Origin of the sequence: Bradyrhizobium vignae (genome assembly GCF_004114425.1) — a bacterium.
Taxonomy (GTDB): Bacteria; Pseudomonadota; Alphaproteobacteria; order Rhizobiales; family Xanthobacteraceae; genus Bradyrhizobium; species Bradyrhizobium vignae.
The window spans coordinates 13,138-32,177 of record NZ_RDQF01000060.1 but is presented as its reverse complement, the minus strand read 5'-3'; the positions used below and the strand labels follow the sequence as shown (position 1 = coordinate 32,177).

Annotated in this window: 10 protein-coding genes; 5 read left to right on the top strand and 5 right to left on the bottom strand. The window is 65.4% G+C overall.

All coding sequences use genetic code 11. The features are described from left to right. Positions 1-97: 97 nt before the first annotated feature. From EAV90_RS32885 to EAV90_RS32875, 4 genes are all read right to left on the bottom strand, one after another. A complete protein-coding gene (locus tag EAV90_RS32885) occupies positions 98-1,078 on the bottom strand; it encodes an LLM class flavin-dependent oxidoreductase (protein ID WP_122401218.1) in 981 nt (326 codons plus the stop codon). Next, on the bottom strand, positions 1,075-1,806 hold the full coding sequence (locus EAV90_RS32880; protein WP_122401219.1) for a 4'-phosphopantetheinyl transferase family protein: 732 nt from the start codon (positions 1,804-1,806) through the stop codon (positions 1,075-1,077). Before EAV90_RS32880 ends, EAV90_RS32885 begins: the two co-directional genes overlap by 4 nt. Positions 1,807-2,051: 245 nt before the next feature. Further along, the gene (locus EAV90_RS39835) at positions 2,052-2,222 is read right to left on the bottom strand and encodes a hypothetical protein (protein ID WP_164937211.1); all 171 of its coding nucleotides are present in this window, start codon (positions 2,220-2,222) and stop codon (positions 2,052-2,054) included. An 89-nt stretch (positions 2,223-2,311) separates the two neighbouring features. Further along, entirely contained in the window at positions 2,312-8,806 is a 6,495-nt protein-coding gene (locus EAV90_RS32875; RefSeq protein ID WP_129145804.1) for a non-ribosomal peptide synthetase, read from the bottom strand. A gap of 135 nt (positions 8,807-8,941) precedes the next feature. Between EAV90_RS32875 and EAV90_RS32870 the strand changes: the two genes are divergently transcribed. From EAV90_RS32870 to EAV90_RS32860, 3 genes are all read left to right on the top strand, one after another. After that, on the top strand, positions 8,942-12,406 hold the full coding sequence (locus tag EAV90_RS32870) for an ATP-binding protein (RefSeq protein ID WP_129145803.1): 3,465 nt from the start codon (positions 8,942-8,944) through the stop codon (positions 12,404-12,406). A gap of 1 nt (position 12,407) precedes the next feature. Beyond that, a complete protein-coding gene (locus EAV90_RS32865) occupies positions 12,408-13,199 on the top strand; it encodes a protein-L-isoaspartate O-methyltransferase family protein (RefSeq protein ID WP_122401222.1) in 792 nt (263 codons plus the stop codon). A gap of 99 nt (positions 13,200-13,298) precedes the next feature. Further along, positions 13,299-14,249: a DUF6492 family protein gene (locus EAV90_RS32860; protein WP_162500147.1), complete on the top strand. Its 951-nt coding sequence runs from the start codon at positions 13,299-13,301 to the stop codon at positions 14,247-14,249. A gap of 104 nt (positions 14,250-14,353) precedes the next feature. On the opposite strand, the gene EAV90_RS32855 is transcribed toward EAV90_RS32860, so the two are convergent. Further along, a complete protein-coding gene (locus EAV90_RS32855) occupies positions 14,354-15,421 on the bottom strand; it encodes an endo-1,4-beta-xylanase (protein ID WP_122406409.1) in 1,068 nt (355 codons plus the stop codon). Between the two features lie 300 nt (positions 15,422-15,721). Here EAV90_RS32855 and EAV90_RS32850 point away from each other — a divergent pair, with 300 nt between their 5' ends. Beyond that, positions 15,722-17,158: a lipopolysaccharide biosynthesis protein gene (locus EAV90_RS32850; RefSeq protein WP_122401224.1), complete on the top strand. Its 1,437-nt coding sequence runs from the start codon at positions 15,722-15,724 to the stop codon at positions 17,156-17,158. Positions 17,159-17,424: 266 nt separating this feature from the next. Next, complete coding sequence (locus EAV90_RS32845) at positions 17,425-18,981, top strand: L,D-transpeptidase (RefSeq protein WP_122401225.1); 1,557 nt, start codon at positions 17,425-17,427, stop codon at positions 18,979-18,981. Positions 18,982-19,040: the final 59 nt, after the last annotated feature.

The following is a 19,040-nucleotide window of genomic DNA, read 5'->3' as shown; positions in this document are numbered from 1 at the left end:
AGCGCGATGAGATTTGGATGAATCGTCATCGCGCTTTAGCTTGTTGTTTGCGCATGATCTTTCCGGAAAACCGCTTCGCACTTTTCCGGATCATGCTTTAGAGCATCCCGCTCGCAGCGAGCGCCTTGCAAACGTGCTGCATCTCGGCTTCGTCCGCTACCATGTCGAGCATAACAGTGGTCAGGCCCTTCGCCGCAAATTCCTTCAGCTTTGCACCGATCTCCTCGTAGCTGCCGACGAGATAGGGGCAGTCGGCCTGGAAGGTGAGGAACGGCAGCAGCCAATAGCCGTTATCGTGAAGCTCACCACTTTGCTCCTCGTAGAGCCGCCGCTTCCACACGGAATCGCTGCTCTCCACGGTGAGCGCGAGCAGTTCGCGATCATCGACACTGTCGCGAAAGCGCGCCCTTGCCGCCTGTCGTGCCTCCTCGCGTCCCGCGCGCGCGAAAATGCCGAAGTTCATCCCAGCCGCGTCGAGGCCGCGATCGAGATCGGGCGGCAGCATCTGCATCTTGATGCAGCCGGTCTCCTTGGCCACGCGCTGCGCCGCGTCCGACTGGCCGGCGATCAAGAATTCCGGCATAAGCTCCGCGGGCAGGCGCGGGCGAAGTTGCAGATTGCGGGCGCGATAGAATTGCCCATCGAAATTCACCGGCCGCGGGCTTGCCAGCAACTGGCGCATCAGCGCGACGAATTCACCGAGCCGAACGTAGCGATCGGCATGCGACTGGTCGTCGCCGAGGCCCTGCAGGTCGCTGACCGCCGTCCCCGTGATCATGTTGAGATAGACCTTGCGGCGGTAGAGCTGTGCGAAGGACGAGACGAATTTCGCCGCCGTGAACGGGTGCATGTAGACCGGATTGACGGCGATCAACGGCGAAGATCGCGTCGTCTCTGCCATGATGTGCTGGGCCATCGCCCAGGGTTCGACGAACACGTCGTTGCCTTCGAACAGCAGGATGCCTTCGAAGCCGTTGCGGCCGGCGAACTGCGCCACCCGCATCAGCTCGCCGACATGGGTCTTGGGATCGCGGTTGCGTGAAATCGCGGCAAAGACGCGCAGCCGCGACGGCGTCATTCGGCCGTTTCCTGGAGCGGCCAGGCATGGCGGCTGATGGGAAGGCCGCCATCAGCACGGGAGCCATCGGCGATCGCGAGGCGGTGCGAGGGCGATGGCGAGCACAGCGAGAAGCGCCAGCCGTCCGGATCGTCGGCAATGCCGGGCTTGAAGCTGATCTCGATGGCCTCGCGCGACACCTGCATCGCGAAGGCATCGAGCGGCAAATTGAGCCCGAAGCCTCTGGCCTTCAGATAGGCCTCCTTGAGCGTCCAATAGTCGAAGAAGCGCTCGATCGCCGCCGGCTCCGGCAGTCCGAGCAGCGTTTCGACCTCCTCCGGTGCAAAGAAGCGATGCGCGGTAGAAAGCGGCGCGACACGCCGCGACACGGTTTCGACGTCGATCCCGACGGCCTCATGCCGCGACACCACGCAGGCGACGCAGCCGTCGGCATGTGACAGGCTGAAATGCAGCGCTGTCGAGGTGACGGGCGCTGCGACGAAGGGGCGCCCATAACGGCCCGCGCCAAACGACCAGTCGGAGGGCGCGACGTTGGAGGCGACCTGCGACAGCGCCAGGCGCAGCATGGCATGCGCGAAGATGTATTGCCGCCGATGCCGCTCGAACATGAAGCGATCGGCCCGGGCCCGTTCGTCGATCGAGAGCAGGCGTCGGCACGCCTCGACTGCGCCCGGCGCGTCAATGGTCTCGATCAGCCCGACAAAGAGTTCGATTCTGTCGTCTGCCATCAATTGGGCCCATGGCGTCAGGCGAGGTCAAGGCCCCGGTCCTGACGGAAGAGTCAGCTGAGCAAGAATCCACGAAGAGGACCTTTCCTAACGGCCCACCCAGGCGAATTCTTGTCGATTTGCAGACCGGTTTACAGGCGCAAGCTTGTCCGAGACCCCAACTCGATAAGCGAGCGGCCCAATTTGAAAACCGGAGGCCGAAAAATGAAGCCTGAAGATTCGTGCGGCGTCCCTGCCGACTAGTCTTACTTTTTCTTCTTCTTGGCCTTCTTCGCCGCGCCCAGCATCGAAAGGCTGGCGTCGACGTCCTTCAGCGCGGACTGGAGCCTCTTCTTCTCTTCAGTCAGCAACTTCTGCAGGGCCTTGCGATCCTTGTCGCTCAGCGAGGTGCCCTTGGTAAATTTGATGAAACCCATAAACACTCCCCCGGTTGAAAATAATCGTCCAAATCAAAACGCGGGAATAATCTTGCGCGGTGACGCCAAATAATCAAGACGCAACTTGATCATTCGCAGCTTTGGCGCGTGAATCCGTACTCGTCCGGATGTAACGCGCTTAAGGCCGCCCTGCGCGCGAGTAACCGGCCGAGCGGCGCATTGGGTTGGGCGACCGCCGCCGTCAGCAGCGCGACGAGATCCTCCATCCACTCGCCGACCATTCGGCCCTCGAGCAACTCGCGCTTGTAATTGCACGAGCCTGTGATGCCGGTCGGGCGCTCCTTGAGCATCAGCGACAGCCAGGTCTGGTCGATCGGCAGCACCGGCTGGCCCTCGCGCGCGACGTTGCCGATCGATGCTGTCGCGAGATCCGGAAGATCGAGCGGCTGGCGCAGCGGATTCTGCAGCGTGAAATAGACCTGGAGCAGCGAGGCCGGATCGATCCCCTCGCGCTCCAGATGATCGGCCAGGATATTGAACGGCAGCTCCTGCCGCGCATGCGCGTCGAGCACGCTCTGGCGAATCCGCGCCAAGGCCTGCGCGAACGACAGATCCGGCGTGATCGTCGTGCGGACGATCACCGTGTTCTCGAACGGGCCGATGATTCGGTCGGTGTCCGGCTGGGCACGATTGGCCATGGCGGTCGCGACCACGATGTCGGTGCGGCCGGTCCGGGCCAGCAGCAGGACCTTGAGACCTGTGAGCAGGCACATGAACAGCGTGCAATTGTGCCGGCCGGCGAACGCCGTGAGCCGGCCGATCAGCTCACGCTCGAGGTTGATCGGATGGTGCCCTGTGGATGGGCCCGGCCTTGATTCGCGGTCAAAAAGGAGACCCGCTCCGCGTAAATTCTCCGTCCAGTCGGCAGCCTGGCGGCGTGCGGCGTCGGTGTCGCACCACCAGCGCTGCCAGCGTGCGACGGCCGAAAAGGCCGGCGGGGGGCTCTTTAGCGGCACCGACGGATATCCGGCCAGCGCCGCATAGCGGCTCGACAATTCCTCGAACAGCACGCCGATGGACCAGCCGTCGACAACGGCGTGATGCAGCGTCAGCAGCAGCACGTGATCGTCGTCGTGGAGCCGCAACAAGCGGGCGCGCAACAGCGGCGCACGCGTGATGTCGATCGGGACGTAGGTCTCCCGCTGGATCAGGAGATTGATCTTCCTGAGCTCCAGGGCCTTGCGCCGCTTGTTGTTATGAGGATGACCGTCGCCGATCGTCTCGACCGTCATGATTCGGCCGAGGGTGCGCAGCGCGGCGATGCGGCTTTCGGGCGCCTCGCCGTTCCAGCCGAACGCCGTCCGCAGCGATTCGTGCCGGCGCACGACGTCATCGATCGCCTGCGCCAGGGCGGCCGGATCGAGCGGGCCCTGGAGACGGAAGGCGAAGGGCAGGTTGAACAGCGGTAGCCCCGGCAGATTCCGCTCGATCCGCAGCATCTGGTCCTGCGCGATGGAAAGAACGGGAGGCCCGCTTGCAGCTAATCGCGGCACGCTTGCGGCAGGCTTGTGCGGCTTCGCCGCCACGGCCTCGTCGACCCGCCGAGCCAGCTCTTCGATCGTCGGCGCCTCGAAGATGGTCTTGATCGGCAGCGACGCGCCGAGCGCGCGGGCAATGCGCGCCATCGCCTGGCCAGCCAGCAGCGAATGGCCACCGAGGTCGAAGAAATTGTCGGTGACACCGAGGTCTTCGACCTTCAGCAAGTCGATCCAGATGTCGGAGAGCACCTTTTCGGTGAACCGCCGCGCCGGCACGGCCAAGCCTGGCCCGGACGTTTCCGGCTGAGCGGGCGCCAGCAGCGCGGAGCGGTCGATTTTGCCATGGGCGTTGAGCGGCACCCGATCCAGGAACAGGAAGGCGGACGGGATGGCGTGGGCCGGCAGCCTGCCTTTCAGGAACTCGCGCAGCTCGCTGGCGCTGCTCCGGCTACCGGGCTCGGCGACGATATGGGCGATCAGCCTGATATCGCCGCTCGCCTCCCGGCGCGGCTCGACGATGCCGGCGCGCACGTTTGGATGCTCGGCCAGCGCGTTCTCGATCTCCTTGAGCTCGATACGGTAGCCGCGGACCTTGACCTGATGGTCGGCGCGGCCGAGGCATTCGATCGTCCCGTCGGCGCGGCGGCGGGCAAGATCACCCGTCCGGTAGAGCCGGCCGCCGGCCTGGCGCGCGAACGGATCCGGCAGAAAGCGCTGCCGGCTTTGCGCGGGGTCATTGACGTAGCCGCGGCCGACTCCGGCGCCGCCGATGCAGAGCTCGCCGGTCACGCCGATCGGTTGCGGCTGAAGGCTTGCGTCGAGCACGTAGAGCTGGGTGTTCGGCAGCGGCGCGCCGATCGGAACGTTGGTCGCCGCGATCGCCGGCGCCTTGGTCAGGCGATGCAGGGAGACGTCGTCGGAGCATTCCGATGCACCATAGGCATTGATCAGCGGCACTCTCGGACAGCGCGCGAACCAGGCGCGGCAGAGATCAACGGGCAACGGCTCTCCGGTCGAGATCAGCAGCCGCAACCTTGCGAAGGCGCGCTGCACCTGCACCTCGTCCATGCGATCGAGAATGATGCGCAGCAGCGAAGGCACGATCTCGAGCACCGTGATGCCCTCGCGCTCGATCTCCCGCGCCAGCAGGATCGCGTCCTGCACGATCGCGTTGCCGCAGACATGGACGCGCGCGCCCACCATGGGCCCGGCGAGGAACTGCCAGACCGAGATGACGAAGCTCTGCGGTGCGGTCTGCGCGATCACGTCCCTGGCGGAGAGGCCGAGCTCGGAGATGAGTGAGGCCAGATGGTTCGACAGGCCGTGCTGCTCGACCATGACGCCCTTCGGCGCACCGGAGGAGCCGGACGTATAGACGAGATAGGCGAGGCTGGAGGCGGCGCGCCGCAGCGTGCGCGCCGGCTTGCTTGTCCCTGGTGCGATCACGTCTTCGAGCTCGGCCACCTGGATGCGCTCGACCAGCGGCTCGAGCAGGGTCTCGACCATGGCGGACTGGGCCCGCCGCGTCAGCAGCACGCGGGCGCAGCTCGATCCGAGGATCGTCGTGAGCCTTGCCGGCGGCTGGTCAGGATCGAGATTGAGGAACGCCGCGCCGACGCGCTGCACTGCGATCATTGCGGCCAGCAGGTCGGGCCCGCGCTCCGCGAGCAAGGCGACGACGCTCTCGGCGCCGACCCCCTCGCGGGCGAGCCAGCGTGCGGCCGCCTGGCTGCGGCGCGCGAGTTCGCGATAGCTCACCGACGCGCGGCCGTCCGACACCGCAACGGCGTTCGGTGTCTTCTTCGCCTGGCGGTCGAAGCATTCGCTCAAATTGCCGCGTGTGGTGAAATTGACCGGCATGCCCCGGCCTTTCGCCAGCAGCCGACGGCGTTCGGCCTCGGTCAGGAGCGGCAGGCGCGAGATCCGCTGCTCCGGATTGGCGACGACGGCTTTGAGCAGGGTCTTGAACTGGGCGGCCATGCCTTCGATCGTCGCGGTGTCGAACAGATCGGTGGCGTATTCGAAGAAGCCGGCGAAACGGCCGTCGGCCTCGACCAGCTCGAGCGTGATGTCGAAACGCGCCACCTTCGGGTCCACCTCCAGCCGCCGGGTCGACAGCCCCCGGAAGCGTGCCGCCTCGATCGAGGCGTTCTGGAGGATGAACATGATCCGGAACAGCGGATTGCCGTCGCTCCTCCGTGCGATCTGCAGCGCGCGCAGCACCTCCTCGATCGGGAGGTCCTGGTTGCGGTAGGCGTCCAGCGTGACCTGCCGCACCCGCCGCAATATCTCGCCGAAGCTCGGATCGCCGCTAAAATCGTTGCGCAGGACCAGAGTGTTGGCGAACAGCCCGATCAGGCGCTCGCTCTCGATCTGGTTGCGGTTGGCGATCAGCGAGCCGGTGGCGACATCCTCATGCGAGGTATGGCGGAACAACAGGCACTGGAAGACGGCGAGCAGCGCCATGAACGGCGTGACGCCCTGGTTCTGGCTCAGCGCGCGCAGCTGGCTCGACAGCGTTTTGGAGAATTCGAGATAGTGGCGCGCGCCGTGACCGCTCCAGACCTGCGGCCGTGGTCGGTCCGTCCGTAGCGGTAGCGTGGTGACGCCGTCGAGCTGCGCCCTCCAATACTCGAGCTGCTCCTTCGCCGCCGGCGTCCGCGCCCAGCTCTGCTGCCAGAGCGCGAAGTCGCGATACTGGAAGGCAGGCGCAGATAGTGCGGCGGGGTGCTTCTTGCGCGCCGCTGCGTAATGGATGGCGAGCTCTTCCCAGAACAGCCGCTGTGACCAGCCGTCGGTGACGAGGTGATGGACATTGACCACCAGCGCATGGCTGTTCTTGTCGAACGACAGCAGTGCGAGTTTCAGCGGTGGCTCGCGGGCAAGGTCGAACGGATGTTGCGCGAGCTTGAAGGCCTCGCGCCGAACAATTGCGGGCCGCTTCTCTGCAGGGCAGGGCTTCAGCTTGATGCGCTCGACCCGCGGCGGTGATGACAGCACAAGCTGTACCGGCTCGCCCTGGCGTTCGACGAAGACCGAGCGCAGCGCCTCATGGCGCGAGCAGACCGCAGCGAGGCTCGCAGAAAGCGCGGCGACGTCGACCGCGCCGTCGAGGAGTGCGACTTCGACGACATTGTAATTGTAGCGGGTCGGGTCGAGCCGCGAGAGCAGATACATCCGCTGCTGCTGGAACGACAGCGGCGCATCCGGATCCTCGTCGTGGCGCCAGGCGGGCAGCGCCGTCGCGCGCCGGCTTGCGGCGGTCTCGATCCGGTTCGCAAGCGCCGTGACCGTGGAGCAATCGAAGATGTCCTCGAACGAGAAGTCGACATGGTAGCGTTCGCGCAGGCGCGAGCGCATCTGAGTCACCGCGAGCGAGTCCGCACCGAGCGCGAAGACGTCCTGGTCGACGCCGACCTGCGGCAGCTCCAGGAGGCCGGCCCAGATCTCCGCGAGCTGCGTCTCCAGCGCGTTGCGCGGCAGTCGCGTCTCGCCGGCATCCGCCGTCTCCGCGATCAAGCCGGCTAGCGCATTGCGCTTGACCTTGCCGCTGGCACCTTTCGGCAGTGCCGGCACGCTGCGGATCAGGCTGGGTATCTTGTAGGCGGCAAGCCGTTTTCGTGCGAACTGGCGCAACTGGTCGGAGGTTGCCTCGGAATTCGGCCGCAACACCACGACGGCGGCGACGTTCTCGCCGAGCTTTTCGTGTGGAACGGCGAACACCCCGGCCTCCAGCACCGCGGGATGGCTGAGCAGGACCTCTTCCACCTCCAGCGGCGAGATCTTCTGACCGCCGCGGTTGATGACGTCCTTGATGCGGCCGACGATGAAGAGATAGCCATCGGCATCGAGATAACCGAGATCGCCGGTCCGGAACCAGCCGTTGCGGAACGCCGCCTGCGTCGCCGCATCGTCATTGTAGTAGCCGCGGCTCATGTTCGGACCGCGCAGCATGATCTCGCCGTGCGCGCCGCTCGCGAGCGTGCGGCCCCTCTCGTCCATGATCGCGATCTCCGGGCCGGCGGCGCGGCCGACCGATCCGACCTTGCGCAGCTCGAACGGGTTGGCCGCGATCTGCGAGGCAGCTTCCGTCATTCCGTAGGTCTCGAGTACGGGAACGCCGAACGTCGCCTCCAGCCCTTGGAGAATCGGAGGCGCGAGGGAGGCCGAGGCCGAGCGGATCACGCGCAGCGACGACGGTCGGGCGCGGTCCGGGTTCGCTTCCGCCGCGGTCAAGAGGGCGCGGTGAATGGTCGGCACCGCCGTGTACCAGGTCGGCTGCAGCTCCCGCATCCAGCCAAAGAAGGAGGATGCGTCGAAACCGTCGGTGCAGATCACGCTGGAGCCCGCGGCCAGCGCCGTGAGGAGACCGGAAATCAGGCCATGGGCATGAAACAAAGGGAGGACGTTGAGCAGGCGATCATGCGACGTGAGCGACAGCACATGGCCGGCATTGTAAGCGGACAGGCAGACATTGCGATGGGTCAGCGGCACCATCTTCGGCCGCGCCGCCGTGCCCGACGTCAACAGGATGAACGCATCGTCGTCGCCGCGCGCGGCACCGCTGGCATTCGCCGGCCCGATCGTCGGCGCGATGAACGCGCAGCCACCGAGATCGTCGATCGGCCCCGCCACGAAATCGATCACGGCGATATCGAGCGCCCTGGCGACGTCGCGGCTCGCAGAGTTCATGTCGGCCCGGGTCACGAGCGCCGTCAATTTCAATTCGCTGAAATAGCGCTGCAGCTCGTCCGCGGTCAGGTCGGGATTGACCGGGACGCAGGCGCAGGTCGAGGCGACCGCGATCAACGCCAGTGCACTGTCGGCGCCGCGCGGCAGTGCAACCGCGATGCGGCCTGCGGGGCCGATGCCGAGCTCACGCAAGCTACGGACCAGTTGCCGGACTGATCCGTCCAGCGCGCCATAGCTGAGGACCGGCCGGCCGGGGGCGAGGAGTGCGGGCGCCGCCGGTGTCTTGCGGGCGTAAAATTCGAGAAGGCCGCTGATATGCGCGAATATCTGCGTTTCGGCCGTCGTACCGGCTGATCCTTCTTCCGCTCCGGATGCAATGTCCGACAACGCCATTCCCTTTTGATCCGATTAGGCTATTCTTCCAACAAGCTAGGGAACGCGTCCAGTCCGAGGTGAAGTTTGGGTCCAAAATCTGTGGTTGAGGGACCCTGAAGCCCTTCGACGGAGTGATGGTCGGGCAGAATCACCATGCTGGAGAATGAGCCGGACACGGGATCGGAAAGCGGGCTGAAGCGCTGGCTCGAGGGTATCGGCCTCGGGCACTACACCGATCTTTTCGCGCAGCACCGTCTCGATCTCGACGTCATGCGGGACCTGACCGAATCCGATCTGGTCGAGCTTGGATTGCCGCTCGGCGATCGCAAGCGGCTCCAGCGGGCGATGGCGGCGCTGTTTCATGCGGAAACGGCGAAGGCGCCAACCGCGGCGGTCCGTCCGCAAACACGCGCGGAGGTCGGTGCCGAACGCCGCCAGCTCACCACCATGTTCTGCGACATGGTGGATTCCACCTCGCTTTCCGCGCAGTTCGATCCGGAAGACGTCCGCGACATGATCGCGGGCTTTCGCGAAACCTGCGTCCGTGTGGTCAAACATTACGAGGGCTTTGCGGCCCGTTTCGTCGGCGACGGTATCCTGGTCTATTTCGGCTATCCGACCGCACATGAGGACGATGCTGAGCGTGCGGTGCGCGCCGGGCTCGAGATCGTGCGGGCGCTGTCGACGGCTCGCGCGGTCGAGCCGCGGGGCGCGCTCAGCCATTCACCCGCTGTCCGCATCGGGATTGCGACCGGCCTCGTCGTGGTCGGCGACCTCGTCGGGCAGGGCACCGAGGAGCGCGACTCCGCGGTCGGCGAAACCGTCAATCTCGCGGCGCGGCTGCAAGCACTGGCGCCGCCCAATGGCGTCGTGATCTCCGCCTCGACGCAGTCGCTGCTGAAGGGGAAATTCGACTACCGCAATCTCGGTATCCATGCGCTCAAGGGCATCTCGGAGAAGGCGCAGGCCTGGCACGTGGTGCGCGCCACGCGGGTGGAGACCCGCTTCGCCGCCGCGATGGGCGCGCGGCTGACGCCGCTCGTCAACCGCGAGGAGGAGATTGCGCTGTTGATGGGCCGCTGGCAGCAGGCCAAGGACGGCGACGGCCAGGTCGTCGTCAAGTTCGGCGAGCCCGGCATCGGCAAGTCGCGCATCATCCAGGAAATCTTCGAGCGGATATCAGGCGACCGGCATGCGCAGGTCTCGTTCCAGTGCTCGCCCTACTACACCTCGACCGCATTCTATCCGTTCGTCGAGCAGCTCAAATTCTCCCTCGGCCTCGACCGCGAGGACGCTTCCGCGCTGTCGCTGGCGAGCCTGGAGAACGCGATCGCCGCCGCGCATGGCGACATCGAGCAGGTCGCGCCGCTGTTTGCCGCGCTGCTGTCTATACCGACCGGAGACCGGTATCCACCGCTCGACCTATCGCCGCAGCAGCAGAAGGATGCGACCGTCGCGGCGCTGGTGAACCATTTCCTCGGTCTCGCGCGCGAGATGCCGCTGGTGATCGCGTTCGAGGATCTGCACTGGATCGACCCGACCTCCCGCGAGGTGATCGACCTCCTGGCCGATCGGGTGCAGAACCGGGCGATCCTGGTCATCATCACCGCGCGCTCGGAATTCCAGCCGAGCTGGAATGCGCATTCGCACATCACCACCCTGGTCCTGAATCGACTCAGCCGGCAGCTCCGCACGACGCTGGTCGAGCGTGTTGCGGGACGCGAACTGCCCAAGGAGGTCGTCGAGGAGATCATCGTCAAGACCGACGGCGTGCCGCTGTTCCTGGAAGAGCTGACCAAGACGGTTCTCGAATCCAACCTCCTGACCGAGCGGCACGGGCGCTATGTGTTGTCGGGACAGTGGCGGCAGCTCGCAATTCCGGCGACCCTGACTGATTCGCTGATGGCGCGGCTCGACCGGATGGGACCGTTCAAGCGGATCGCGCAGATCGGCGCCACGATCGGCCGCGAATTTTCCTATGAAACCCTGCACGCCGTCGCCAATACGCCGGCCGAGCAGATCGAGGCGGCGCTCAATCATCTGGAGGAGGCGGGACTGATCATGCGCCGCGGCCATCCGCCGGACGCGATCTACTCCTTCAAGCACGTGATGATCCAGAACGCCGCGCATGCGAGCCTGCTGCACAGCGAGCGGCGCAAGCTGCATTCCCGCATCGCCCAGGTGCTCGCCGAGATGTATCCGGAGAAGACCGAACGCGAACCGGAGCTGCTCGCCTATCACCTGACCGAATCCGGCCAGAGCGAGGGCGCCGCCAGCTTTTGGCTCAAGGCCGGCAAACAGGCGGCCAAGAGTGGCGCCAATCTGGAGGCGATCGGCCATCTGCGCCGCGGCCTCAGCGTCGTTCAGGCCAACGCGCGCATGCAGGGCGCGGACGAGATGGAGCTCGAGCTGCGGATCGCGCTCGGCAACGCGCTGATTGCCGCCAAAGGCTATGCGGTGCAGGAAGTCGAGGAAAACTACATCCGTGCGCTCGAGCTGGGTCGGCAGCTCGAGGACGACGAAAAGGCCTTTGCTGCGACCCGCGGGCTCTGGGTGTGCCATTTCATCCGTGCCGATCTCACGCGCGCGCACGATCTCAGCGTCGAGCTGATGAAGTTCGCCAAGCGCGCGCGGCTGAACGAGCGAGCGCAGCCGGCACAGCAGACCGGCTATCTGATCGAGGCTCACCGCGCGATCGCGATGACCATGCTCTATCGCGGCCGCTTCGCCGCCTCGCAGCATCATCTGCATCGCTGCATCAACCTCTACAGCCCCGATCTGCATTCCGATCTGATCGAGCGGCACGGCACCGATCCCGGCGTCGTTTCGCTGTCCTATCTCGGCTACCTCCTGTGGTTCCTCGGCCGGCCCGACGCGGCGCGCCAGCACAGCGAGCAGGCGATCGCGAATGCGGAGAAGATCCGTCACCCCTTCACCCTCGCCTTCGCACTCGTATTCGGCGCGTATCTTTGCCAGCATTTGCGCGACGTCGAGGGCACGCGCGACCATGCCAACCGCGCCATGATCATTGCTACCGAGCACAATTTCCTGCACTGGAAGCAGCAGGCGGCGATCCTGCGCGGCTGGGCGCTGACGCAGCTTGGCGAGGCCGACGAAGGTCTCAGCCAGATGCGCTTCGGCCTCGACGAATACGAGGCGATGGATTCCTGGCTCGCCGGATGCTGGTTCCGCTGTCTGCTGGCGGAGGCCTATGCCAAGATCGGGATGCGCGATGCCGCCTTGCGCGCGCTCGATGGTGCGCTCGCGACGGCGAAACGGACCGGCGATCACTCCTACCTTGCCGAGGTCTATCGCCTGCAAGGCGAGATCACGCTGTCGGCTCACGACCCGGCCTCGGTACAGGAGGCCGAGGACCTGTTCGGCCTGTCGTTGGAGATCGCACGCAAGCAGGGTGCGCTGTCCTGGGAGCTTCGCACCGCCGTCAGTCTCGCGCGCCTGTCGCATGAAGCCGGCAAACGCGAGCACGCAAGTCTCCTGCTGGTGCCGATCGTGAACAAGTTCAGCGAGGGCTTTTACACCCCGGACCTGAAGAAGGCGATGCAGCTCGTCAACGAGCTCGGGGCGGGCGCGCCCATTCGCGAGCAGGCCGATCTGTGACATGAGCGATCTTGTCGCCGAGCGTGCCCGCTATGTGGAGTTGATTGCCAGGCGCGAGCGGATTTCCTCAAAGCGCCTGCTCGACGCGCTTGCCGCCGTTCCGCGAGAGGAGTTTCTGCCGAGGGGACCCTGGCGCATCAAGAGCGAGGCGGCGCGCAGCTATCGGCTGACGCCCAACGCAGATCCCGTTCATCTCTACGACAACGTACTGGTCGCGATCGACGCGCGCCGCAGGCTCGACACCGGCCTGCCGAGCCTGTGGGCGCATTTCATCGACATGCTCGACATCAGGGAGAAGGACCGTGTCGTGCAGATCGGCTGCGGACTGGGTTATTTCTCGGCCGTGCTGTCGATGATGGTCGGTCCAAAGGGCAGCGTACATGCGATCGAATGCGACGAGCGTCTCGCGGTGCGAGCGGCGAACTGCTTGCGCGGCTATGGTAACGTCAGGGTCGTCAACGGCGACGGATGCAAGGACGTCGGCAAGCCGGCCGACGTGATCATCGTGCATGCCGGCTTCCCGCACCCGCACCCACTCTGGCTTGAGGCGCTCCGTCCGCGCGGCCGCCTCCTGGTGCCGCTGACCCAGCGCGACCGCGAAGGTGCCGCCCTCAAGATCACGCGGAGGGCTAACGGCTTCGAGGCAGAGGCGATCCAGCAGATCCGGATCTTTCCCGGTCACGGCCGCGGTGTGAGCGCGCTCGACGACCGCGTCGCCGACTGGTGGCAGCGGGCCTCAGCCCTGGCACCGCTGCGCTTTCGCAGTCTCGCGCAGGGGCTGCCGTCGGATTAGTTAATGCTTCATTTCATTTTACCTTGATTCCGTTTGTGAGTTTCCAGCGGCTCCCGCCGTCGCTATGAGTGCGGTCTGATCGCCATTCGAGCGCGTTCCATGCATTCCGTTGCACTGCTGACTGCCAGCTACGCCAAGGATATCGAACGTTTTTCGCTGCTCAGCGAGAGCATCGACACTTGGCTGACGGGATACACGCGGCATTATGTTCTCGTCAACGATGAGGACGTGCCGCTGTTCGCGCGGTTCGCCTCCGACAAGCGGGTCATCGTCCCGGCCTCGCGCTATCTGCCGAAATGGCTGTTCGCGCTGCCGCCGGCGCTCCAGTTCATGAGCAAGCGCCGCGTCTGGCTGTCGCTGCTGTCGTCACCGGTGCACGGCTGGCACATCCAGCAGATCCTGAAGATCGCCGGCGTCCTCAATGCGCCGGAGCAGCGCGTCTGCATCCTGGATTCGGATAATCTGTTCTTCCGCGAATTCGACGTCGGCCAGTATGCCGGCGCCGAGCAGACGCCGCTGTTCGTCACGCGCGAGGCGATCGGCGCCGATCACCCGTTGCATGGCCTCTGGCTTCGCACCGTCGATCAGCTTCTCGGTATCAAGCAGCGCTCGTTCCCGGCGGACGATTATGTCGGCAACGCGCTGGTCTGGGACAAGGACACGGCCCGTGCGATGACCGACGCGATCAAGTCGGCGACGGGCTTGAGCTGGGCTCTGGCGCTGTGCCGGAAGAAAAAGTTCTCCGAATATCTGCTTTACGGCAACTTCGTCGCGACCTCGCCGGAACATCTGGCGAGACATCGGATCACCGAAGACAGCCTCGCAGTCTCGCACTGGGACGATACGCCCCTCGACCGCCCGGCCATCGAAGCGATGATGCGCACGGCCTCGCCCGAGCAGGTCGCGCTATGCATCCAGTCCTATTCGTCGACCTCGATCGACGACATCCGCGACGTGTTCCGTCTCTCCTCGCGCGATCGCCGAAGCCCGAGCCTGTCGCCCGAAGACATGGGAGACGCGGCCGCGTTCGAAGTGCCCAAGACGCGCTAAAGCATGATCCGGAAAAGTGCGAAGCGGTTTTCCGGAAAAATCATGCGTAAACAACAAGCTAAAGCGCGATGACGATTCATCCAAATCTCATCGCGCTTTAGTCTTCAAACGTCTTTGGTGAACTTGCTGATGACGTCCATGAACGGCTTCGGCTTGAACTCGCCGTCGAGCGGCAGCGGGCGGTTCGGCTGCTTGTCCGCGCGGGCGAAGGTGCCGTTGATCCAGCTGTAACGGTCCGAGAGGCCCCAGGTCAGGATCGAGCGCACCGGGCCGCTCGCGGAGACGGCGGTGAGCAGGTCGTCGACGCGCTTGGCCACGACGGCGTCGCGCTCCGCAGGACTTCCCGTCAGCTTCTGGTCGTCGACGTCGAGCTCGGTGATGAGCACATCGAGGCCCCAAGAGCGCAGCTCGGTGACGAATTCGGCGAGCCCGTGCGTGTCGATCTCGAGCTCGGCGTGCAGATGCGATTGCAGCCCAACCGCGTGGAGCGGAACGCCCTGATCGAGCAGGTCCATGATGAGGTTGCGATAAGCCGCCCGCTTGGCGACGAACGAGTCTTTCGCCGACTCGATGTCATATTCATTGATCGCGAGCTTGACGAAGGGGTCGGCCGCGGCCGCCGTACGGAACGCCAGGGGAATCCAGCGGCCGCCGAGATGCTGCGTCCAGAACGTGTCGCGCCTGTCTTTCGGGCTGCGGGGGTTATCCGGGATCGGCTCGTTGACGACGTCCCACGACGTCAGCTTGTCCTTGTAGTAGGAGACGACGGTACCGATGTGGTCGAGATAGGCCCGCTCGACGCCCTTGGTGTCCTTGATCCGCTTGGTCCAGTCCGGAATGTCGTGATACCAGGCCAGCGCGTGGCCGCGCATCGTCAGATCGTTGTCTCGCGCGAAATCCAGGATCGCGTCGGCGCGCTCGAAGGCGAACGTGTGGGCGTCCGGCCGCAGCATCGGCCATTTCAGCTCGAGCACCGGCACCACCTGCGTGCAATAGGTGCTGATGGCGTCACCGAGCCGCGGGTCGGCTTGCAGGTCCCAGAGCGTCGCCGCGGCGCCGAAGCCGGGACGGCGCTGGGCGCGTTTGGACGCCGGCACCGCGGACGCCGATGCGCCCGCCGCGAGGGCTGCGGCGCCGCCGAGGAGAAATTCGCGTCTGTCGAGCCTGGTCACCGCAGTCCTCATCGATCCAAGACGGCATCGTACCAAGCGGCGCCTTGCGACGCCTGGGTTTTGGCTCGTTGGGTTAACCTTGCAGTCGCAAGTCATGTTTCTTTCGATCGCCAAACCTTTCCGCTCGAGGAAGGGCAAATTTAACGCTAACGCGCGAAAGCGGCGTCAAAGCCGCATTCGCCGCCCGATCTGGAGACTTATGTGACACTCTTGCGCCATGCTGCGGCGCAGTTCGTTCGCCAAGGCCCCATCGATTAACAGCCGTCATAATCGCAAGACCGCTGCCGGTCCCGTGCTCGCATGCTGAACCGCCATTTCTCGATTTATCTCGTGGCCTACATCCTGCCGGCGGCCGTGGGCTTTTTCGCGGTCACGGCCTATACGCGGCTCGTGAGCCCGGCTGAGTACGGCGTCTATGTCGTCGGTATCAGCCTTGCGGGCATTCTGGGCGCGATCTTCTTCGCCTGGATCAAGCTGTCGGTGTCGCGCTATCAGGCGATGTCGGCGGAGGTCGATTTTCGCGGCACGGCGATGGTCGCCTTCGTCCTCACGGTCGCGGTGCTCTGTGCCACCACACCGCTGGTCTTGCTGTTTCGCAGCGACATCAGTGTCGAGCTGCTGCTCGCCAGCATGTTCGTCGCGATCATGGCCAATGCGGTCGATGTCGGCCAGGAGTTCGAGCGCGCCAAATTGCGTCCCTACCGCTTCGCGGCGATCGCGATCGTGCGCAGCGTCTCCAGCGTCGGCTTCGGCCTCGTCGGCATCTGGCTCGGCTGGGGCGGATTGGGGCTGCTCGCGGCGTTCGGTCTGGGGTCGCTCGCCGGCATCATCCTGAACCTCGCAGGCGACCGCAGCAGGATCGCGCGCTTCCAGCGCAGCCAGTTCATGCAGCTGGCCCGCTACGGTCTGCCGCTGACGTTGGCAGGATTGTCCGTTGCCGTCTATTCGGCCTGCGACCGGCTCATCGTCGCCTATTTGCTCGGCAAGGACGCTGCCGGCATCTTCGGCGTTGCCGCCGATCTGCCGCGCCAGTTCATGGTGATGATCGCATCCAGCGTCGCCGCGGCGACCGTGCCGCTGGTGTTCCGGTCATTGTCCGAGAATAGCAGCGAGACGACGCGGGAGCGGCTGACCGAAAGTCTCGAACTCCTGCTGGCCGTCGTGGCACCCGTCGCGATATGGCTCGCGCTTGCGGCGGACCAGGTCGCCGGCACGCTCGTCGGCATCGACTTCCGCGCCGGCGTCTCGGCGCTGCTGCCGACCCTGGTGCTTGCGCGGCTTTTCGGCATCGCCAATCAGTTCTACGTGCAGATCAGCTTCCAGCTTGCCGAGCGCCCCTTCATGCTGGCGGCGCAATCCTTTCTCACGCTGGTGGTCAGCGTGATCCTGATGTTCGCGCTGATCGCTCCTTACGGCCTTTACGGCGCGGCGCTGGCGACGCTGGCGACCGAGGCGATCGGCTTCCTCGTTGCCGTCGTCCTGATGCATCGGGCCCACCCGGTCCCGTTCGAGCTCAATCGCCTCGCCGGCATTGCCCTCTCCGCAGCGGTGATGGCGGCCGCGATTCTGGTTGCGCGCTCGCAAACTGGCGGCACCGGCCTCGTGTCGCTGATCATCGTGAGCCTTGCCGGCGGCTTTGCTTATGCGGTTGCGGTCTGGCTGCTGAACGTTGCGAACGTGCGAACGTTGTCGCTGCGATTTCTCCGCACGTTCAACCGCAAGGCGCTGGGCGTTTAGTTGCGCGCCGGTGGGCGTCGCCGTCACGACGCACCCCCCGCCAGCTAACCGGACATTCTGCCGCAGCGATCGGGGCCAGCTTCACGCCAGCTTCGACCGGAGGCCGCCTTCCGCCTGTGGCAGCCGTCGTATATGAGTGATTTGTCGCGGGAACATGCCGAATCTCGCCACAGACGGAACGTAAGGCGGCTGCGACTTCTTAATGCAATGATTCCAATCTGGCACGTGATCGGCACAGGCGGACTGGCATTTCGACCGAGGATGGCATGAAAAACCGACCGACGAGGGCGCAATCCACCGTGGCGATGCGGAGTTGGAGGCCTTCCGGACTCGTGGCGCTGGCCGCGGTCGTCGCATTGACGGCGGCGGCCCCGGCGACAGCCGCCAAGCAGCCGCGCCAGGTGACCGAGGCGGTGGCGCCGCGTGTGGCCGGCGAGCCGATCATGGCGATCGTGTCGATCAAGAGCCAGCAGGTCACTTTCTATGATGCCGACGGCTGGATCCTGCGCGCGCCGGTGTCGACCGGCACCACGGGCCGCGAGACGCCGGCCGGCGTGTTCGCCATCATCGAGAAGGACAAGGACCACCGCTCGACCATGTATGACGATGCCTGGATGCCGAACATGCAGCGCATCACCTGGAACGGAATCGCGCTGCATGGCGGGCCGCTGCCCGGTTATGCCGCTTCGCACGGCTGCGTGCGCATGCCGTTCGGCTTTGCCGAGAACCTGTTCGACAAGACCTATATCGGAATGCGGGTGATCATCTCGCCGTATGACACGGTCCCGACCGACTTCTCTCACCCCTCGCTGTTCGTGCCGAAGCCGGAGGCGATCGCGGCGGCGCCCAGCCGGGCCGACAAGCTCTCCGCCGAGGCCGACGAGGCCACAAGGGTGGCCGACGAGGCCAAGAAGGCTGCTTCCGCTGCCGCGAAGGAAGCTGCCTCGCTCCCTGCCGCGCTGCGCAAGCTGGAACAGCAGAAGGCCCGCGCAGATGCCGAGCTCGCCTTCGCCGACAAGACGCTCGTGAACGCCAAAACCGATCAGGCACGCGCCAAGGCCGAGGAGTTGAAGCAAAAGGCGGTGGCCAAGGCTGCCGACGCGGCGACGCAGCTCGACGCCGCCAGGGCCGCCGCGCAGCCGAAGCGCGATGCAGCGGCCGCCACCAAGGAAGCCGCGAAGGCGGCCGCGGCCAGGAAGGCCGACGCCGTCAAGGCGGCGACCGATGCAAAGCTCGCGGGTGAGCCGGTCTCGGTTTACATCAGCCGTGCGACGCAGAAGCTCTACGTGCGGCGGAACACGCACAAGCCAGCGCCCGACGGCGGCGGCGAGGTGTTCGACACCAGCATCGAGGTTCCCGTCACGATCCGCAATCCCGACCAGCCGCTCGGCACGCACATCTTCACGGCGATGGCGAAGACCGATTCGGGCCTGCGCTGGAGCGTGGTCACGATCGACAACGGCGACGACGCCCGCAATGCGCTCGACCGCATCACCATCCCGCAGGACGTGTGGGATCGCATCGGGCCGACCGCATTGCCGCGCTCCTCGATCATCATCTCCGATGAGCCGCTGAGCAGCGAGACCAATTACCGGACAGAGTTCGTCGCAGTGCTGAGCAACGAGCCGCAGGGCGGCTTCATCACGCGCAAGCCGACCGCGCCTGCCATGATCGCCAGCGATGACGGCTGGGACAACGGCGGCAACGGCTTCGGCTTCTTCTTCCAGCAGCGTGATCCCTACGTCCAGCCGGTCAATCCGCGCCCGCGCAGCCAGTACCAGTATTATCAGCCGGCGCAGCCGATGCAGCGGGGCTTTTGGTAAAGGAAGTGCTGCGTCGGCCGGCTCCGAAAGCGTCTACGTCACCGGCAGGCCCTCGCGGC